Annotated in this window: 13 protein-coding genes and 3 pseudogenes; 6 read left to right on the top strand and 10 right to left on the bottom strand. The window is 34.3% G+C overall.

Features of this window, described 5'->3' with window-relative positions; genetic code table 11:
* Positions 1-18 precede the first annotated feature (18 nt).
* From IGI80_RS06835 to xylA, 4 genes are all read right to left on the bottom strand, one after another.
* On the bottom strand, positions 19-2082 hold the full coding sequence (locus tag IGI80_RS06835; RefSeq protein ID WP_438723046.1) for a TIM-barrel domain-containing protein: 2064 nt from the start codon (positions 2080-2082) through the stop codon (positions 19-21).
* A gap of 28 nt (positions 2083-2110) precedes the next feature.
* Positions 2111-4189, bottom strand: a complete 2079-nt coding sequence (locus IGI80_RS06830; protein WP_438723044.1) for a TIM-barrel domain-containing protein — start codon at positions 4187-4189, stop codon at positions 2111-2113.
* 158 nt (positions 4190-4347) lie between these two features.
* Positions 4348-5844: a xylulokinase gene (gene xylB / locus IGI80_RS06825; RefSeq protein ID WP_438723043.1), complete on the bottom strand. Its 1497-nt coding sequence runs from the start codon at positions 5842-5844 to the stop codon at positions 4348-4350.
* 19 nt (positions 5845-5863) lie between these two features.
* Complete coding sequence (gene xylA / locus IGI80_RS06820; RefSeq protein WP_438723042.1) at positions 5864-7171, bottom strand: xylose isomerase; 1308 nt, start codon at positions 7169-7171, stop codon at positions 5864-5866.
* A gap of 82 nt (positions 7172-7253) precedes the next feature.
* Between xylA and IGI80_RS06815 the strand changes: the two genes are divergently transcribed.
* Positions 7254-8207 carry a helix-turn-helix domain-containing protein gene (locus IGI80_RS06815; RefSeq protein ID WP_438723040.1) on the top strand — a complete coding sequence of 318 codons (954 nt, stop codon included), beginning with the start codon at positions 7254-7256 and terminating at the stop codon, positions 8205-8207.
* Positions 8208-8449: 242 nt separating this feature from the next.
* Here the strand turns inward: IGI80_RS06815 and IGI80_RS06810 are convergent, their stop codons facing one another.
* The 4 genes and pseudogenes from IGI80_RS06810 to IGI80_RS06795 all read right to left on the bottom strand — a co-directional run bounded on the left by IGI80_RS06810 (position 8450) and on the right by IGI80_RS06795 (position 10497).
* A complete protein-coding gene (locus tag IGI80_RS06810) occupies positions 8450-8860 on the bottom strand; it encodes a transposase (RefSeq protein WP_438723039.1) in 411 nt (136 codons plus the stop codon).
* 63 nt (positions 8861-8923) lie between these two features.
* Complete coding sequence (locus tag IGI80_RS06805; RefSeq protein WP_438723038.1) at positions 8924-9049, bottom strand: hypothetical protein; 126 nt, start codon at positions 9047-9049, stop codon at positions 8924-8926.
* Between the two features lie 186 nt (positions 9050-9235).
* A complete protein-coding gene (locus tag IGI80_RS06800; RefSeq protein ID WP_438723037.1) occupies positions 9236-9394 on the bottom strand; it encodes a transposase in 159 nt (52 codons plus the stop codon).
* Between the two features lie 515 nt (positions 9395-9909).
* Positions 9910-10497: pseudogene (locus IGI80_RS06795) on the bottom strand (hypothetical protein).
* Positions 10498-10569: 72 nt separating this feature from the next.
* Here IGI80_RS06795 and IGI80_RS06790 point away from each other — a divergent pair.
* The 3 genes from IGI80_RS06790 to IGI80_RS06780 all read left to right on the top strand — a co-directional run bounded on the left by IGI80_RS06790 (position 10570) and on the right by IGI80_RS06780 (position 11720).
* Positions 10570-10854, top strand: coding sequence for a transposase (locus IGI80_RS06790; RefSeq protein ID WP_438723035.1), 285 nt, complete (start codon positions 10570-10572; stop codon positions 10852-10854).
* Between the two features lie 148 nt (positions 10855-11002).
* Positions 11003-11185 (top strand): IS3 family transposase, encoded by a 183-nt coding sequence (locus tag IGI80_RS06785; RefSeq protein ID WP_438723424.1) that lies wholly within the window; start codon positions 11003-11005, stop codon positions 11183-11185.
* The gene (locus tag IGI80_RS06780; protein WP_438723033.1) at positions 11130-11720 is read left to right on the top strand and encodes an IS3 family transposase; all 591 of its coding nucleotides are present in this window, start codon (positions 11130-11132) and stop codon (positions 11718-11720) included. The genes IGI80_RS06785 and IGI80_RS06780 overlap by 56 nt, the downstream gene beginning before the upstream one ends.
* A gap of 1811 nt (positions 11721-13531) precedes the next feature.
* Here the strand turns inward: IGI80_RS06780 and IGI80_RS06775 are convergent.
* Positions 13532-16534: a Rib/alpha-like domain-containing protein gene (locus tag IGI80_RS06775; RefSeq protein WP_438723031.1), complete on the bottom strand. Its 3003-nt coding sequence runs from the start codon at positions 16532-16534 to the stop codon at positions 13532-13534.
* Between the two features lie 350 nt (positions 16535-16884).
* Between IGI80_RS06775 and IGI80_RS06770 the strand changes: the two are divergent.
* Both IGI80_RS06770 and IGI80_RS06765 read left to right on the top strand, forming a co-directional pair.
* A pseudogene (locus IGI80_RS06770) lies at positions 16885-17884 on the top strand (IS30 family transposase).
* A gap of 1167 nt (positions 17885-19051) precedes the next feature.
* Positions 19052-19195, top strand: a complete 144-nt coding sequence (locus tag IGI80_RS06765; RefSeq protein WP_438723029.1) for a hypothetical protein — start codon at positions 19052-19054, stop codon at positions 19193-19195.
* Here IGI80_RS06765 and IGI80_RS06760 read toward each other — a convergent pair.
* A pseudogene (locus IGI80_RS06760) lies at positions 19187-20171 on the bottom strand (IS30 family transposase). The gene IGI80_RS06765 and the pseudogene IGI80_RS06760 sit on opposite strands and share 9 nt — an antisense overlap.
* Positions 20172-20491: the final 320 nt, after the last annotated feature.

The following is a 20491-nucleotide window of genomic DNA, read 5'->3' as shown; positions in this document are numbered from 1 at the left end:
AAAACAATCCCTTCAATTTTATTTATTAACAAATATTTCGTCTAATTTTTCTTCTAGCCGTGAACCTTCACGACAAAAAACAGGTAACGTCTCGATTGAAATGTTAATATTATAAGTCCGACCACCAATGAACTTCTCTTTTGTAAAAACATCAATCCAATTAGTATCATTTGGTAAATATATGACCATATTTTCTATAGATTCTTCTACCACTGGTACAATAAGTAACGAACTTCCTAGCATAAAATTAGTTGTCTCTTCCCATGCTTTTTTATCTTCTGGAAACTCAAAAAATAAACTTCTCATAATTGGGTAACCTTGTTCTGAACTCTCCTGATAAATAGAGAGTAAATAATCTTTTAGCTTTTCTCTAATACTGATAAATCGTAGGAGTATACTTTCAACTTTATTTCCAAAGGACCAAATCTCATTTGGTCCACCACTTGTTCTCACTCCCCCACCGTCTAGTCCAATTTTTGGAGTATGTGGTTGTCTATCACCATGCATACGTAAAATTGGGCTAAATACAGAAAATTGGAACCAACGAATCATTAACTCTTTAAAAGCAGGGCTTTCACTATTGCCACTATGAAATCCAGCGATATCACTTGTCCACCAAGAAATACCACTCATCCCCATATTCAATCCAATTTGAATTTGTCTTCGGAGCGATTCAAATGAACTATCAATATCTCCAGACCAAGCTAATGCACCATATTTTTGTGAATTAAACCAAGCAGAACGAATGAGCACGGGATTATTCGACCACTCTCCATTATTTTGAGATTGAACTGCTCTAATATAATGATAGGGATAACGACTAGCAACTTTTACCAATTCCCCTTCATAAACAGTATAGTCTTCATGATTATACCTATTCATTTCTGGCTCTGCTTGATCCGCCCAAAAGAGATCAATTCCATTTTTTCGATAATTTTGATCTAACAAACTCCTAATCTTAGAGGATGTTTTAGGGTTTGAAAAATCTAAAATTTCCTTGCCATCAAACATTTGATTTTCTCCATAGTGCGACTGAATAACCAACTTATTTCTATGATATTCTTCATAGTATTTACTATCCTTTGTAACAGTTGGCCATAACGACACCATTAATTTCGTTTTTGTTGCATTTAAAGTTTTCGTAAATTGATGGATTCCCTTCCAATATTTAGAATCAAATTCAAAGTCTCCATCTGCTGTCCAATGGAAATAATCTATAACCAAGACTGATAAATTAACTGATCTTTTCTGGTATCCTTCATATACTTTCCGGAGTTCATCGATTGTTTGATACCTTAGTTTGCTCTGCCATAAACCTAAATATTCTTGATTTATTTGAGGCGCTCTCCCAATCATAGTGGTCAGGTAATCCATGATTGTTTTTGGATTTTTTCCTACCATTACTATATAATCAATCGTTTGAGTACTCCTACTTGTCCATTTTTTCTGATTTTTACTAAAAGTGACCTCACCAATCGATGCATTGTTCCAAATAAATCCATAATTCTTATTCGATAAATAAAACGGTATTGTTGTTTGAGAATTACGCTGCATTAACTCATAAGATCCTAAATTTTTATCTAGGTTTTCTTCTTGGTAACCACCTAAACCAAAAATTTTTTCAGAAGGATCTCCTTCAAATCTAAGAATCGCTTCGTATGTGTAAGCGCTCTTAAACTTGAATGTTCTTGGTGATATTTTAAGTGAAGAGGAAGGCGAATCACTTATTGGTATGTGATCATCTATACCAATTGTTCGTCTCACATCGCTCTGTTTCCTTGAATATTCTTCTAAAACTTTAGTGTCTTTATAATAAAAAATAATTTTTTCTCCATCATAAATCACTTTTAGGTCATTGTTTAATAATTGAATCAACGTTTCAGTTCTAGTGATGGAGATTGTCACTTTCCTGTTTTTCTCTAATTCTTCGATTCCCTGATTCTTAACGCCTCGGATGGATGGTTCAGGAGAACTTATAACCCTTACAGAATCTCTCCCCCACTCTTGAACTGCTAATGATTGTTCGCCATCTCTAATTATAAAAGAAGTTGGCGTTATCTCAACTTCTTGATTGAGAAACACAGATCACCACTTCCTTTCCTCAATAATTTTAATTGAAGTTCTTCTTTGCATATTCAAGTACGCCACCCATTTTATCAATAGCGGATTTTCTTACAAAGACTGGAATTTGATGAAGCGGCGCATCCACATTATAAGTAGTTCCGCCTGCTAGTTCTTCATGGGTGTAAAGATTAATCCAAGTATCCCCTTGAGGCAAGTAAACATCTCTTTCTCTACCTAGATAGTTCATGATTGGTGCAACTAATAAATCCGAACCAAACAGATAGGTATTGTCAACTTTCCATGACATTTCATCATTAGGATATTCATAAAATAATGTTCGCATTAACGGCAACCCATCTTCATGTGCTTCTCTCATTAAATCGTGAATATAATCTTTTAACAGTTCTCTCACTTGTAAATACTTTTGTAAAGCGTCTTCTACTTCTGTACCAAATGACCAAATTTCATTTGGTGCACCAGTAGGCATTGAACCTCCTCCACTATTTGATAATGGGGCACTGTGTGGCAAACGGTCTCCATGCATTCTTAAAATAGGTGAGAACGTTGAATACTGGAACCAACGTACTATCAATTCTCTAAATTCTGTATCTTTCGGGTCACCCCCATGGAACCCTCCAATATCCGTCGTCCACCAGGGTAATCCAGCCATACCAACATTTAATCCTGTATTTACTTGATTATTAAAGGATTCAAAACTTGAATCAATATCACCTGACCAGCCAAGAGCACCATATTTTTGAGCTCCCGCCCAAGCACCCCTTACTAAAGTAATCACACTATGATTTTTTGAATTCATACCATCATATATCATTTTCAAGAACCCTATTGGATAAAGGTTCGCTGTCTCTAACGCTTGACCACTTTCATAGCGATAATTATCAAAATCATAAACTGCATATCCTGGTTCAGCCACATCTACCCAGTAGTAATCAATTCCCAATTCTTTATAGTTATGTTTGATACGAGACCAGACATAGTCTCTTGCTTCAGGATTTGTCGTATCTAAGAAAACCGTGGTTCCTTGAATCAACATTGTCAAGCGAACACCTCTGTTCACATTAATTAAGTAACCACCTTCTAAAAAATCATTATAATTAGCTGCATCGGATTGAACTGTGGGCCAAACAGAAATAATTGGTTCTACTTTATATTTTTCTTTCAATTCTTGAATCATTTTTTCCGGTTCTGGCCAAAAGTCAGAATCAAACTTATACTCGCCTTGTTTTGGCCAGTGGAAATAGTCAATCGCAATCGTTGATAATTGAATTCCCTTACTATCATATTTTTTGACGACATCAAGAACTTCTTCTGGGGTACGGTATCTTAGTTTACTTTGCCATAAACCTAACATATTCTTAGGCATTAACGGGACTTTCCCTGTTACTTCAGCATACTTTTTGGAAATTTCTTTTAAATTATCACCTGTTGTAATCCAGTAATCAATTGAATGTGTTGCTTGCATATGCCATTCTGTTATATTTTTAGCAAAAGTAACTTCTCCAATTCCTGGGTTGTTCCAAAGGAAACCATAATTCAAACTCGACATATAAAACGGTATCGACATTTGAGAGTTTCTCTGCGAAAGTTCTAATTTAGTGTTTTTTAAATCTAAAAATTCATGCTGGTATTGTCCCATCCCATATATTTTTTCATTTGAAGTTGATTCAAAACGTGTCATCGTTTCAAATGAACCACCATAATTTGCTCTGAACTCTCTTGATTTTAATTTTAAGGTTGAATTAAAATCCTTGGTAATTTCGATTGTACCAACATCTTCCGCCCCATCATCGTGCTTAACGGCGCGTAGACGAATAAACTCTCGTAACAATACTCTGTCGTTCTCATCATAAAAAGTAATGCGGTCTCTATGGTCAATCACTGCTTTAATACGACCATTCTTCACAGTAATCTCATTATCATGATGCTCTAAGATTTCAATCTCACATGGTTCCAATTCTTCTTTTGCTATTAAAGCAAAATTTTCATCATTATACTTTCTATCTGCAAATGAACGTACTCGAAAGCCATCCCTTCCCCATGCATCAATCCTTAGTAACTCAGAGTCATATTTTTTCTCAATATAACTTTTGTGAATTGTAATCATTGTTATCCTCCTTTTTATTATAGAATTCCCTAATTCACTCGTATAAATATTGCAGAATAGCACAATTTTATTTGAAAACTTCAGCATTTTTCGCTTTCATCCTTGAGAGTGAATAGGTTTGCCAATTCATGAGTGTTTGACAAAGAGCCTTTTTGTTATTAGTTATTCCTTAACAATTCTGCACATATTCCTTTTGTCGCAGGATACACTTCGCGATATAGCGCATATTGTTTTTCATATTTTGCAACATTTTCCACGTTCGGTGTTGCTGCTTTTCGATAGGATACAAAGGTTCGTGCGCATGTTGGTAAATCTTTAAACCAACCAACACCCACAGCTGCTAGCATCGCTGCCCCTAAGCCTGGGCCTTCTTCTACGGTTAAACATGTAATTTCCGTATTAAAGATATCGGCTTGCATTTGCAACCAGTCTTGATTTTTTGCACCGCCACCAACGGAAACAATTTGCTTGAATTTTTTGCCAGTAATTTCTTCCATTAAGTTTTGGCTATCTTTTAAAGAAAAAGTAATACCTTCTAATACTGCTCTGACAAAATGTTGCAGGGTATGCTTCGTATTAATACCAATAAAACTTCCCCGTATCTGACTGTCTGGATACGGAGTTCGCTCACCCACAATATAGGGTGTAAATAATAGCCCCTCCGTACCAGGAGCAATCTGATCAATGCCCGTCAACAGTTCATCAAAACTTAAATTTTTTGCGAAAGTGTCTTTAAACCAACTTAAACTATGACCAGCAGCAAGCGTGACCCCCATCGAATAATGGGTATTAGGTAAGCTATGGTTAAACAAATGTAAATCCCCTTGATAATCAGGTAAGGCGTGATCTTCAAAAGATAAGAAGACCCCCGATGTCCCAATACTTGCCATTCCGATATCGCTACTTAAAATCCCAGCACCTAAAGCCCCACAAGCATTATCTGCACCACCTGCAAAGACTTTGATAGATTGTTTAAAGCCATATTTTTCAACAAAATTGGCTTTTAACGTTCCCGTTTGCCCTTGGGAGTCAATGAGCGTTGGCAAGTAGGCGGGTGGAATTGCAAAAGTTTCTAAAATCGTATTTGACCATTGTTTCTTTTGTACATCAAGGAGTAACGTGCCGGCCGCATCAGAATAATCCATGTGTTGCGTACCAGTTAACCAAAAACCTAAGTAGTCTTTTGGCAGTAAAATGTGACGGACTTTTGCCCAAGTTTCTGGTTCATTTTCTTGTAGCCATAAAATCTTTGGTAAAGTAAATCCTTCAAGTGCCTTGTTTTTTGTCACTTGAATAAGGGATGCACCCAGTTTGGCCATGATTCGCTGGCATTGTTTTGTCGTTCGAACATCATTCCATAGAATCGCTGGTCGTAAAACCTTTTGCTTTTCATCAAGTACGACCAAGCTATGCATTTGGCCGGAAAAGCTAATTCCGACCAAATGTGCACTAAAATCAACGACTTGCTCTGCGAGAGTATCAAAGACTTTTTCACATGCTTTTGTCCATTCAACAGGGTCTTGTTCACTATAATCGGATTGTAAATGAATTAATGGATATTCTATACTGGCCCGATAAATGACTTCTCCTTGCTCATTTAACAATAACCCTTTTAGGGCACTCGTTCCTAAATCTAATCCTAAGACATATGCCATATTTTTTCTCCTTTAGCGTTTAAAATAAGTAATCATTTAAACGTGATTTGACAAACTCTAAGTGATTGGACTCCACTTTTATTTCTTCATTTTTCAATGCATAATAAGTTAAACTTTCTAAATCTTCATCACCTGAGACAATGCTTGCGCCAATCCCTGTATGATAGCTTGCATAACGTTTTTCTTTGATTTCATCAAAGAAGCGGTCTTCTTTTAGCGCAGCCGCCGCTTTTAAGCCACGTGCATACGTGTCAATGCCAGCAATGTGCGCTAAGAATAGATCATCCATTTCAAAAGAAGAACGGCGAACTTTCGAGTCAAAGTTAATTCCACCAGGGGCAATTCCACCATTTTCTAAAATCTCATACATTGCTAACGTCGTATCAAAGACATTCGTTGGAAATTCATCCGTATCCCAGCCAAGTAATGGATCGCCTTGGTTGGCATCAATCGAACCTAATGCATCGTAACAACGCGCTACGTTTAACTCATGTTCAAATGTGTGACCGGCTAATGTTGCATGGTTAGCTTCTAGATTTAATTTGAAGTTGCCTTCTAAATCATATTTTTGAATAAAGGCCATGGCTGTTGCTGCATCAAAATCATATTGGTGCGTAGATGGCTCTTTTGGTTTTGGTTCAATTAAGAATTGAGGTTTGTGTCCGATTTTTTCACCGTAAACAACTGCCATTTTGAATAACCGGGCAATATTGTCTTGCTCAAATTTCATATCGGTATTTAATAGTGATTCGTAACCTTCACGACCACCCCAGAAAACATAATTTTCGCCACCTAATTTTTTACTAATGTCTAAGCCTTTTTTCACTTGTGCTGCGGCATACGCAAAAACATCCGCATTGCTTGAAGAAGCTGCCCCGTGAACAAAGCGAGGATTCGTAAACATATTCGCAGTATTCCATAATAACTTAATTCCTGTTTGATCCATTTTTTCTTTAATCAAATCGGTAATTGTATCAATGTTTGCAAAAAATTCTTCTAAAGAATCTCCTTCTGGCGCAATATCAATGTCATGGAAACAGAAGTATTCTACGCCTAATTTTTCTAGAATTTCAAAAAAAGCTTCTACGCGATTTTCCGCTGTTTTCATTGGTGTTTCGCCCCACCAGTTACGCACATTGGTTGCATCACCAAAAGGATCTGAACCATCTTGAGTCATGGTATGCCAATAAGCAACCGCAAAACGTAAATGTTCTTTCATTGTTTTCCCTAATACGATTTCCTCTGGGTTATAGTGACGATACGCAAAAGGATTGTCTGTATGTTTCCCTTCGTACTGAATTTTTCCGATGTTTTCAAAATATGCCATGTTTGTTTCCTCCATTTTTTGTTTTTATATTTGCTTCCTTATTTCCCATCCTTTATAGTGAGAGAAGGAAAGGAGTGAGCTGATGTCTACTACTGAATTTGAATTAGTCGAACACCATAAGTTACAAGGAATTAAAGCCTTTTTAATTGATATGAATTATCGTCGACCACATTTGCATTCGGACTTAGAGATTATTTATGTCTTACGCGGAATTCTCGTTTTAACGATCGATTCAAAAACTTATTACGTGCGTAAAAATGAGTTTATTGTGATTAATGCTTACCAGCTACATGAATTAGCGACGCCACAACAGGTAAAATTGTTAATTTTACAAATCAAACCAAAAGAATTTGAAGCTTTTTTTCCACAAATTAATGAAATTCTTTTTCAAAATCAAGTTTTAACCAAAACCAATTTGGCGAATTTTACGCCTGTCAGACAACATTTTTTACAAACTTGTCTGGTTTATTTTCAAGAACAATCTTTCTTTCAGTTAGAGTGTCATGGCTATGCAGCTTTAACGCTGTTTGCCTTAATTGAACAAGTACCGTATGATACGGTTTCTGAAAAAGAACAAAATACGCTTTTATCACGTGAAGAGCGTCTTCGCCGAATAATTGATTATATCCAACAACATTTTCATGAAAAATTACTTTTAGCCGATTTAGCTAAATACGAAAATTTATCCATCAACTACCTTTCTCATTTTTTTCAAAATCATCTCGGTATGTCGTTTCAAAATTATTTAAACCATATTCGCTGTGAGAAAGCTCGTTCCTTAATCAAAAATACCAAAATGAGTTTACTAACGATTAGCGAGGCTTGTGGTTTTTCTGACTTGCGTTACTTAAATCGAGCGTTTGGGCATATTTATCACTTAACACCCAAAGAATATCGTAAACAACTACAAATTGATACAACACATCCTGAAAGAGAACCCAAAAAAAATTTTCGAGAACAGGAATTGATCCATAATAAAGCCGAAAGTCTAGTCGTTACATCTCAATTATTGGTAAACGACTTCTTTGACAAATAAGTGCATTGCGTTAAAACGCTTTCATTTTTATGCCTTTATCTTAACAAGGTTTGTTTGGAATTTCTTGAACGTTCTTACTATTTTTTATAGACTATCTTGCTATTTTACTTCATTCATGGACAAATCGTTTAAAGAGTTTAATCATAACGACCCTTCAAAGAGTGGTTTGCTCTAAAACTATAAGTTGCTTTACTAGCAGCTGTAAATGGCAGTATTAAAATGGTTCTTTCCTGACTATGATACTATAGTTCTGCAATAATCATTTTTGTTCTTAAAGTTCGAAAAGAGCAGCGACCAAACATAATTTGTTTAATCTTTTTCAATTTATTTGCTTTTCCTTCAACCAGTCCATTTGATAGTTCTGGATAGATCATGGCATTTTCTATGGCATATTTGTCTCGTTCCAGTCCATTGATGAATTTATTTAATTCTGAGTTTTCCAGTTCTCTGACTTGTTCCACCCATTGATTCAACTGCTCAAAACTGCAATCAGACAAGATTTTTCGGAATTTCTGAACGAATTGGATAATAGTGACCAACAAAGGCGAGCTTTCAAGAACCGTTTTTGACACATTATCTAATTGACTCCAGTTCAAAGAATATTTAAAAATAAGCCGATTGATTGGCCTTCTATATACTTTGGGTCGTGACACATCAGTGTACGTTTTAGTTAGAACTTGTTTATAACTTCTTTGAAAGGTTTCTAAAGTGCGGTCTTAACCTGCTTCGACCAAGACTTCATAGGCTTGATTTAGCTTTGAGCGGATAGTCATTGTTTTTACCAATAGATTTTTATACTGATCCAAGCTGATAAGTGTTTCTTTTCGCTGATGTTCTGCCAATATAGTGACCGAACGGCCCCGATACCGTTTGATGATTCTGGTATCCAGAGAAAAATATCGACTAATATTAGCGAAGAGCCAACATAATTCTCTTTTTTGACAAACTTGTTCTACTAAGTTCTGTTTGACTTACTGACTGATCGTGGGTGCTGTTCTTTCAGGCGACAAAACCTTTTCAGATTTTGTTTATATTTGACTAGGAATCAACGGTCCAATAGCTTGAAGGTCATTGACGGTAAGTGATTTTAACACATGGAAACGATCGGCAATTTGTATTGCTTCAGGAAAAGCTTGAGAAATGGTATTCCGAAAAGCTGCTGTGCCATCTCGAATGACAAAGGGCATACTATTCCTTTATCTTTAGTCAGTTTGATGACCTCTCTGACTTTCGGGCGGCCATGTCCCAGACCGTTGGCAATAGCACGAACACTAATACTTCATTAGCCAACTCCAATATCCTACAATAATGATTCATAAAAAAACTCCTGTATAAGAATTTGCACAAGATTGTACATCATCATTATATAGGAGGTATTGTCTATAAAATTGAAGGTGGTACTTTATGGTACTATTTGTGTCACTGAGTGGTAATAATCGTGTCATTGAGTGGAATTTCGGTCAGGATTGCTTTTCTTTCTGCCCATAATAAAATCACCTCATAGACTCATTTCAAGAAAAACTGTGAAGCAACCATTTATACATGATTATTGGCTAGTTACATAGTTAATATTACGTTACCTAAAAAAATGGTTATGTTGCATAAGTTTAAAGAAATTCCTTACTTTTTTAGTACAGAAACATATGCTAAACCAAAATTCATTACAATATCAGCTCATTAAGTACCAAGGATACAATACTCCCTATTGAGCTAACTTTAAAATTTCAAAGATATCTTCATTGTAAAGTGGTTTTAAATGACCAACATGTTGAGTGTTTCCATTTGTCGCACGATTTGCCATCGATTCAAACTGCTTATCATCAATACTCATTTCATTCAATATTGTTCTCATACCCAATTTAACAAAGAATTCTTTCGTTTTTTCAATTGAATACTCTATGATTTCTTCATCAGAACAGATAATTGGATCAATATTAAAAATCCGTACACCATATTTTACGAATTGTTTAGGGTTAAATTGACTAACATATTTCATCCATGCTAAAGTAACAACACACATCTCTTCACTATGAACAATTCCATATTAACCACTTAATTCGTGCTCAATTCGATGAGAACCCCAATCAGCTTCACGTCCTAGTTCTAAACTATTATTGTGAGCAGTGATAGCAGTAAGAGACATTTCTGCCCTTAAATTATAATTTTGTAAATCTGAAATCAACTTAAGCCCTTTTATAAGTGTCAATTTAATAGCTCCCTCTAATAAAAAATCTGTTAAATCCGTATGTTCTACTTCACTAAAATAGCGTTCTAAAAGATGGGATAAAATATCAGCAGTACCAACGGGCTATGGTACACTTTTCTTGACTATCAGTTACATTACTGAAAGGAATGAACTCTATTGAGAGAAACATATGACCGTGAATTTAAACTTAAGATTTCTCAGGATATCCTTGAGAAGAAAGTAACTATCAAGAGACTCTCTGAAGAATACAGTATCTCTCGCCCAACAATCGCTCGGTGGATCTCAGAATACCGTCGATACGGAAAAAATGCTTTTGCCGGACAAGGAAGAAGATTACCTGATAAAGCATATTTCTACATTCTTGAGCAGGAAAATAAACGACTAAAAGAGGAAAATGACATTCTAAAAAAGTTCAACACTTTTGTGAAGCAAAAAAAGTAGTTCGTTTTGAGTTTGTTCACAAACATCATCAACAATATTCAGTTCAAGCATTATGCAAAATTTTAAATGTAAGTAGGCAGGGATATTATTTATGGCGGAATCGTCGTCCAAGTAGGACACAACTCCGCCATAATTTTTAAAAGAGAATATCAAGCGAGTCTTCTACAAGCACAAAGGTCGATACGGATCTCCAAGAATCGCTCAACAGCTTTATGATGAGGGAATCGAAACTAATAAACACGTTGTGGCTGTCCTAATGCGTGAAATGAATTTATGTGCACAAGGATTTCATCGACGAAAATCTTCTTATAGTAGGGGAAAAAGCAATTGAAGAAATTATAAAAGAAAACCTGTTTAATCGTCAATTTGAACAGAGTCAAATCAATGCTGTTTGGGTGTCGGACATTACTTACATTCCTTGTAGTGATGCTCGCCTCTATTTGTCCACCTATATTGACTTAGCAACCCGTATTCCACGTTTCTACATGGTAGATTCACGCATGAAAAAAGAAATTATCGTCCAGTCATTAGAAATTTACAAAGGTGAATTGCCTACGGTAATTCATTCCGATAGAGGTAGCCAATATCGTTCTCTTACCTATCAAGAACTGTTGACCGACTATCATATCACACATTCAATGAGCCAACCTGGAACTCCTGTTGATAACGCAGTAATCGAATCGTTTCATCGTTCAATCAAACGAGAATTAATCGAACCCAACAAGCACAAAAGTAAAATAGAAATGAAGGTGCTGATCCAAGACTATTTAGAAGACTACTATCCAAACAAAAGAATCCACACAAAATTTATGATGACTCCTCGACAATTTGAAATGAAAAAAATAAGTAATCTAACCGGCTGTTAATTAAAGTGTTGCAGGTTCCGTTGTTCTTTCTCAATCAGAAATTTCTTTCAAATCTGGAATAGTAATACTGATTTTATTTTTCATAGATAAAAGCCTTCATCTTAAATAACATTTCAAATTTCATTTTTTGAACATTGTCCGTTTTATTAAGCTTCCTGATTCATTAAACCATTAACGAAATACGTACATAATTATACCAACTATACCAACGTATATAACTGTCAACAATTACTGTAGCTTCTTCAATACTTTTAAATTTTGTAAATATACATATTCACTTTTTTAAATTGATTGATAGCTGTCAATTCTCCCGTTATCTAGATAATACCCTTTTTCGGGAATAGAAATGTTTGATACCATATCTACTCAGATTATATATGTCTTTAGCTTCTTTACTTTTTTGCAATTCTTGATGGAATGCCTAATTCACTCATCAATTTATAAACAAGCCTTTCACTGATACCCAATTGAAGTGAGTGCAGAAAAATCACATTTTTGATTGCGATAACAGGTACTTCTCAAAATATCAAATAACTCAATCAAACTCACAATCTACAGTTCATTGATATGCTGGTTAATAAAATTAACAATGTTTTCTAGAGTCATTACCTTTTTTGAGAGAAAAGTTTTTTAAGAACACCAATTCCTTAATTTTCTATTCTAACTCTTGTTGAACTTTTTGACTTACTTTTATAGGACAAACAGAATAAAAACCAAGCATTTTTAAATCATGAATTAGATACCATTTTTCCAAGTTGAAACCGTTCCCGTACTAGAGATGTGTAACCATATTGAAATACAGTAGCTGATCCCTCCCTCCAACAGGCATTACACAATCTGAATTTTTAATTGTTTCGGTTAATAATTATGTTTTACCATGATAAAAAAACTCCAAATTGATTTTGCTAAGTTTGATATTATTTTCTTAATTTATACTTTCCGTTACTTCATAATTTGTATTACAAATTAATTTATAAGTTTATGTATAGCAATAATGGTTATGCTAACAATACATTTGACATTTGTTTTTTGTCTTATTTAATTAAAATTTCTTTACAATGAAACTAGTTACATGTCATAATTACGTTAGTTGTCATTTGCATGGTGATCAACTCCTTTAATCGGCCAGCTGTGCAGTTCAGTTGGCCATTTTACTGTATGCATAGAAAAATAGCTACACACCCTACGAATGGATTCGCAATCCCATTCATCCCAAAAGGTTAGAAGCAAATACTATAGTATACTAATGGTAACACGGAAAAAGACACCATCATTTTTGAAAAGAACATTATGTATATTGTTAAACTGCCTTGATTTGTTTCTCGAAAACCCCGAAACATTACTAATGAGCGTGCATATAAAAACTCATTTTATATGAAATAAAAAGCTCTTTTCCTAAAATTTTTGTTCCAGAGTAACCCATACAAGATCTACGTGAATTAGCATGTTTAAAGAAAATGTGGATTCAATCTCAAAATAGAAAAAAATCGAACACACAAAATTTTACAGACTGCTAGGATTAAGTTAACTTCATACATGACCGATATATTTGGATTACCTAGAAGAAGTTTAGTAAATCTACTGATCAATGAAGGAGGATTACTGTCACAAAAGTTGAAGTATCAGTTTATACTTCACTAAAATTTAAAATATCAGAATTAGGTGTCAAACGTGACACAATGGTAGTTTTACATCTCATTACTAGAATTATCTATTATATGTTATTAAGAAATGCAGCCTTCAGTTACTCTTAAGTTAATTAATAATAACTGAAGGCCACTTTTCAGAAAATAAATTTAGTTACTTCCCACTTATCCTTGTCTTTTAAGCCTTCTTTTTATTACTAAAAACATTGAATATATTGACAATAATATACCACTTATTAGTAAATAACTCGAATTATTTTCTCCTGTTTCAGGTAATTTATTATGGTATTTTTTATTGTTTCTCCCCAGCTTTTCTACTGTCGGATTAGTTACTTCTGCCGTTGTTTTTGGCGTTACTTCGATTGGTACTTCTACTTCCTCTGTTGATCCATCTAGGTAGGTCACTGTTACGGTTACAGTTCCTTTATCTCCTGCTGCTTCTGTGCTTGGGATTTGACTAGGGGCTTTTACTTTTAATGTTGTACCTGCTGGTACATTACTTACTTTGCCAGTTATATCATTTTCTGTAATTGTTGTCCCTTGTTTTACTACCAATTTTTCTACTGTCGGATCAGTTACTTCTGCCGTTGTTTTTGACGTTACTTCGATTGGTACTTCTACTTCCTCTGTTGATCCATCTAGGTAGGTCACTGTTACGGTTACAGTTCCTTTATCTCCTGCTGCTTCTGTGCTTGGGATTTGACTAGGGTCTTTTACTTTTAATGTTGTACCTGCTGGTACATTACTTACTTTGCCAGTTATATCATTTTCTGTAATTGTTGTCCCTTGTTTTACTACCAATTTTTCTACTGTCGGATCAGTTACTTCTGCCGTTGTTTTTGGCGTTACTTCGATTGGTACTTCTACTTCCTCTGTTGATCCATCTAGGTAGGTCACTGTTACGGTTACAGTTCCTTTATCTCCTGCTGCTTCTGTGCTTGGGATTTGGCTAGGGTCTTTTACTTTTAATGTTGTACCTGCTGGTACATCACTTACTTTGCCAGTTATATCATTTTCTGTAATTGTTGTCCCTTGTTTTACTACCAATTTTTCTACTGTCGGATCAGTTACTTCTGCCGTTGTTTTTGGCGTTACTTCGATTGGTACTTCTACTTCCTCTGTTGATCCATCTAGGTAGGTCACTGTTACGGTTACAGTTCCTTTATCTCCTGCTGCTTCTGTGCTTGGGATTTGGCTAGGGTCTTTTACTTTTAATGTTGTACCTGCTGGTACATCACTTACTTTGCCAGTTATATCATTTTCTGTAATTGTTGTCCCTTGTTTTACTACCAATTTTTCTACTGTCGGATCAGTTACTTCTGCCGTTGTTTTTGGCGTTACTTCGATTGGTACTTCTACTTCCTCTGTTGATCCATCTAGGTAGGTCACTGTTACGGTTACAGTTCCTTTATCTCCTGCTGCTTCTGTGCTTGGGATTTGGCTAGGGTCTTTTACTTTTAATGTTGTACCTGCTGGTACATCACTTACTTTGCCAGTTATATCATTTTCTGTAATTGTTGTCCCTTGTTTTACTACTAATTTTTCTACTGTCGGATTAGTTACTTCTGCCGTTGTTTTTGGCGTTACTTCGATTGGTACTTCTACTTCCTCTGTTGATCCATCTAGATAGGTCACTGTTACGGTTACAGTTCCTTTATCTCCTGCTGCTTCTGTGCTTGGGATTTGACTAGGGTCTTTTACTTTTAATGTTGTACCTGCTGGTACATTACTTACTTTGCCAGTTATATCATTTTCTGTAATTGTTGTCCCTTGTTTTACTACCAATTTTTCTACTGTCGGATCAGTTACTTCTGCCGTTGTTTTTGGCGTTACTTCGATTGGTACTTCTACTTCCTCTGTTGATCCATCTAGGTAGGTCACTGTTACGGTTACAGTTCCTTTATCTCCTGCTGCTTCTGTGCTTGGGATTTGACTAGGGTCTTTTACTTTTAATGTTGTACCTGCTGGTACATTACTTACTTTGCCAGTTATATCATTTTCTGTAATTGTTGTCCCTTGTTTTACTACCAATTTTTCTACTGTCGGATTAGTTACTTCTGCCGTTGTTTTTGGCGTTACTTCGATTGGTACTTCTACTTCCTCTGTTGATCCATCTAGGTAGGTCACTGTTACGGTTACAGTTCCTTTATCTCCTGCTGCTTCTGTGCTTGGGATTTGGCTAGGGTCTTTTACTTTTAATGTTGTACCTGCTGGTACATTACTTACTTTGCCAGTTATATCATTTTCTGTAATTGTTGTCCCTTGTTTTACTACCAATTTTTCTACTGTCGGATTAGTTACTTCTGCCGTTGTTTTTGGCGTTACTTCGATTGGTACTTCTACTTCCTCTGTTGATCCATCTAGGTAGGTCACTGTTACGGTTACAGTTCCTTTATCTCCTGCTGCTTCTGTGCTTGGGATTTGGCTAGGGTCTTTTACTTTTAATATTGTACCTGCTGGTACATTACTTACTTTGCCAGTTATATCATTTTCTGTAATTGTTGTTCCTTGTTTTACTACCAATTTTTCTACTGTTGGATCAGTTACTTCTGCCGTTGTCTTCCTCTCTTTTAATTTAGCAATAATGTTTGGTATAGAACTAATATAATCATTAATATCTTTTTGAGTTGTAGGAGGTGTGTTTACATTGATAACTAAATCGTCTAATTCTTTCTTAACTTCAACTCCATTAACATATTTAGGATTACTATCAATCTTCTCCTTTTCTTCATTAATTTTTTTTACTAAATCAGTCTCATCATATATGTGCACATTAACATTTACAGTTACAAGTTGCCCTTTATTAGGACCGGAATCATAGTATACATTACTACCATCTAATCCTTTAAGTGTGTATTTAATTGTAGTAATACCATTTATTCTTTTTGATTCTACAATGTTATCATTAAAATAATATTCATTACTATTAGGAGATTTAAAATAGTAATCTACTTTGTAACCTTCTGGAAACACAATATATTTTTCCGGATTCACAGCGTCCATGGAACTAGCATATAGTACTGAACCACTAACATATTCTGGTTTTAAATTTATATAAACTGAAGAGTTTAATTCTTCTGCCTCTACAATCCCACCTGTTGAAAATAATGAAAATTCTGTTGGTGGAATATACAAACTAATAATACTACATACTAATACTGATGCCATACCTGTAGAGAATTTTTTTAAATTAAACACCTGTTTTTCATTTTTTATTTCAACTAATATATCTTTATCCCACGTGTGTTTTTTCAATATATTCATCCCTTTCACAATAAATTCTGTAAAACATTTTTGGATTTTTTAACTACATTTTTTCAACTCCTTATATTATTCTATATATTATAAACAAGTAACTATTAATTTTTATGAAAGCTCGTAGCATTTAAATTAATAGCTAATGTAAATTTTTACATCTTGAATATACACTTTAAGTGCAACAGTTAATAAAAAAGACACATAGCTAAATTCCAGTTAAAATAGGTTTGTCTAGAACACTATTTGAAAGGAAGATAGCTATGCGTCACTATAACCATCTTACAATACTTGAACGAGAAAATATATTTTTATTATTCAATAAAGGCTATTCTATTCGCGTTATTGCTTCTAATATAAAACGTAGCCCATCTACAGTTTCAAGAGAATTAAAACGTAATACAAAAAATAATACGTATTCTCCCACAGTAGCTCAAACCTTATATTCTTATAGAAAACAGAATTGTGGTCGGAAACTACTACTATCTAACATATCTCTTTGGAAACTTGTTCGAAGACTATTCGTTGAAGAACAATGGTCTCCTGAAGAAATTGCTTATCGTTTAAAACATGAGAAATTTGCTCTCTCTATAAGTTACACAACTATCTATCGTGCTATTTATAATGGTCTATTCGAAACGGAACCCTTAAATCATGGAAGTCGTGGACTCATTCGTTCTCTTAGACATCGTGGAAAAACTAGACATAACAAAAAAACACGTTGAAAAAAGAGGGAAAATACAAATATCAAATACGATTCATGAACGTCCTGCATCCGATAATAATCGTTCAGAAATAGGGCATTGGGAAGCAGATACAGTAGCTGGTAAAACTGGAGGTTCTTGCTTAGTTACTTTGACTGATCGTAAGTCAAGGTATTTATTGGGAGGGAAAATCGAGAAAAAGTTATCCCTATTAGTTCGGGATAAAATAATCCAACTACTCTCTTCTATTTCTTCAAACAAAGTGAAAACAATAACTCCTGACAGAGGAAAAGAATTTTCAAAACATTCAGAAGTAACTAAGACATTGAATAATATTCAATTTTATTTTCCTGATCCACATGCTCCTTGGCAACGCGGAACAAATGAAAATACGAATGGTTTGCTTAGAGAATATTCCCCTAAAAACAAAGATATGGATACTGTTCCTGATAGCTATATTGAGCAAATTATTCTTAAGTTAAACTTGCGACCAAAAAAATGTCTAAACTGGAAAACACCCTATGAAGTATTTTTTGATGAAACGTTGCACTTAATTTGACAATTCAAGATACAAAAAATCATTATTTTTATTTTATAGACTAAATTTAGTCAACTAAATCAATTTTTATTTAACTGTATTACAATTAGTTTGGACAATACATCACAAAAGTATTACAAAACTTAAACTTGAAACTTATCGATTAAAAATTCATATTAAAAAAATTACTAAATATACCTTTGCACGTAAGGATATATATCATTATAAAAAGCTATTAAAAAATTCTTCTGATTTTATATATCTAAATATTAACATAAATGTGCTATTTTTCACAAAAGATATCTTAATTTCTAATATAAAATTAATGCAAAGAAACATTTAAAAAATTTTAAAGAAATTAAATTTAAGTTAATATTTGAAATACAAGTTATGAGATTATTTTTCAAAATTCCAACAGACCTAATTACATATGTCGATGGATTCAATAGTATGAAAAACATGGAGAACATGCCTTTCTCGAAAGAGTGAGCATTGAATTCGTTCGTAGAAATGAGATTACGAGCCTCGAAAATATGATAAACGCTCAAACGAAGAAGTGGTAATCCTAAAAAAAGTTGAAGTCTTACTAAAAGAAAAAGGAAAACTTCGTTAATTTTTAAGTTTATAAAAGGTCATCGAGGAACTCTATCTATTTAAGAGGCTTGTCATTGTCTTAATGTTTCACACGCAAGCTATTATTTGTTCTGTCAGCGGGATTCACCAAACCTTGAAATTGAAAATGAAACCTCAGCTAAACTGATGAAAGAAATTTTTCTTGAACATAAAGGACTCTATGCAGTCAGAAGAATCAAATATGTCTTACAAAAAGAACCCTAATTAGAAATCAGTTGTAGACATATTAGTAGACTTATTATTGAGGAAAAGCTAAAGGCTGCGTTAATTATTTCATGTGGAACAAAGGTCTCAATATATGAATCATTGCTTTTTTGAAATGATTCATATATTGAGACTTTTAATTAGCCATTCAAGAAAAGTATGTCCTATGACAACGCTATGATGGAATCATTTTATAAATCATTTAAATGATAAGTATTAAACAAATACGGTTTCAAAGATAAATTGGAGGCTGTTATGCAACTGCAAAGGTCCAAGATTAAATGTAGGAAAATATAGATTGAATTCAAATCTGATAGTCTTTTTCATGAAAACATTCAAGGAGAGTGAATCATGAGAAAAGATGTCTTAGAAGGAGTTCTACGCCACATTATTAACGATATTCAACCAAATTACATAGAGCCTTGGCCAAACAATACTACAGGACTGTTAAATGCTATTACGAAGCTGGTAAAAAAACTCGAATTGTCAAATTAAGTGCAACAATCTATCGTAAAAAACTTCATACGTTGTTTTCCAGTTTAAGCATTTTCGGGTCTAGTGTTTAATTTATGCATAAATGATTGAATATAACTATCTGGAATTAAGGTCATATCTTTCCCTTTTGGCAGGTATTCTCGTAGTATTCCATTTGTATTTTCATTTGTTCCGCGTTGCCAAGGAGCCTGTGGATCAGAAAAATAACAATCAATATTAGCAGCTTTACTGAACTTCTGATATAAAGCGAATTCACTTCATCTATCAGGAGTTATCGTTCTTCTATCGAAAGGCAACTCAGAGAATAGATTAATGATAACATTCGAAACAGATAGAGCATCCTTTTTGCAGCTTTAGAAGTTAATAGAAATCTAGATTTACGATCAAATAGCATAACTAAACAGGCTCTTCCTTTCGCACCAATAACTGTATCAGCTTCCCAATGACCTAAGGTCTTTCTGTTCTAAGCTTCAAGTGGGAGCTCATGTATTGTAGGAGCATCATTGAATTTCCCACGACCGTCCTCTAATAGTTTGCGTCTAGTTTTTCCTTTTCGTCTAAGTTTTCTACGAGCGCCACGACTGTCTTTAGTGAATCCTTTATTAAACAAACCACGATAAATGGAACGGTAAATATTGTTGTAGCTAATCGTTGTATGCTTTTCCATTTTAATTCTATTCGCTATTTGTTCAGGAGACCATTGGTGTTCAAGGAAAAGTTTACAAACCGTTTCTTTAAGTGGAGAAGTATCTAATACACGTTTTCTACCGCATTTTTGTTTGTTTTTATGATAGGATTTCTGCGCTAAAGAAGGAGAATACGGTTTTATTTTTGTGGAATGTCGTTTAATTTCCCTCATAACTGTTGATGGCGACCGTTTGATTAACCGGCCTATTCTTCTGAAAGAAAAACCAAAACTATGATATAAAAATATCATTTCTCGCTCTTGCTTAGTAAGATGAGTATATAAAGTCATAGATAAAATTCCTCCTAATGCGTTTGTTAGTCCACACCATTATACAAGAATTTTATCTATGATTTTTGTGTTGCACTTAAATTGTAAATCCGTCTATAAAAAATGAACGTTCTTTCGATTTTTTATTTGCCCAGGAACATATCTACTGTACAGTGATTGAATGATTTCCAGAATTACAGAAAACATTAGTTGAGTATTTGTATAGATTTCGATCTATTTAGGTTGACTTTGCATAGAATATTCACTCATTTCGTCGTTGCTTTGAGCTTATTCTATCGCAAAGTTTTTTATTTCACCCAGTTTTAAATCAATTAGCACCA

The sequence above is a fragment of the Enterococcus sp. DIV1420a genome (genome assembly GCF_051712165.1).
GTDB classification, from domain to species: Bacteria; Bacillota; Bacilli; order Lactobacillales; family Enterococcaceae; genus Enterococcus; species Enterococcus faecalis.
This window is presented reverse-complemented; position numbering and strand designations above follow the sequence as displayed.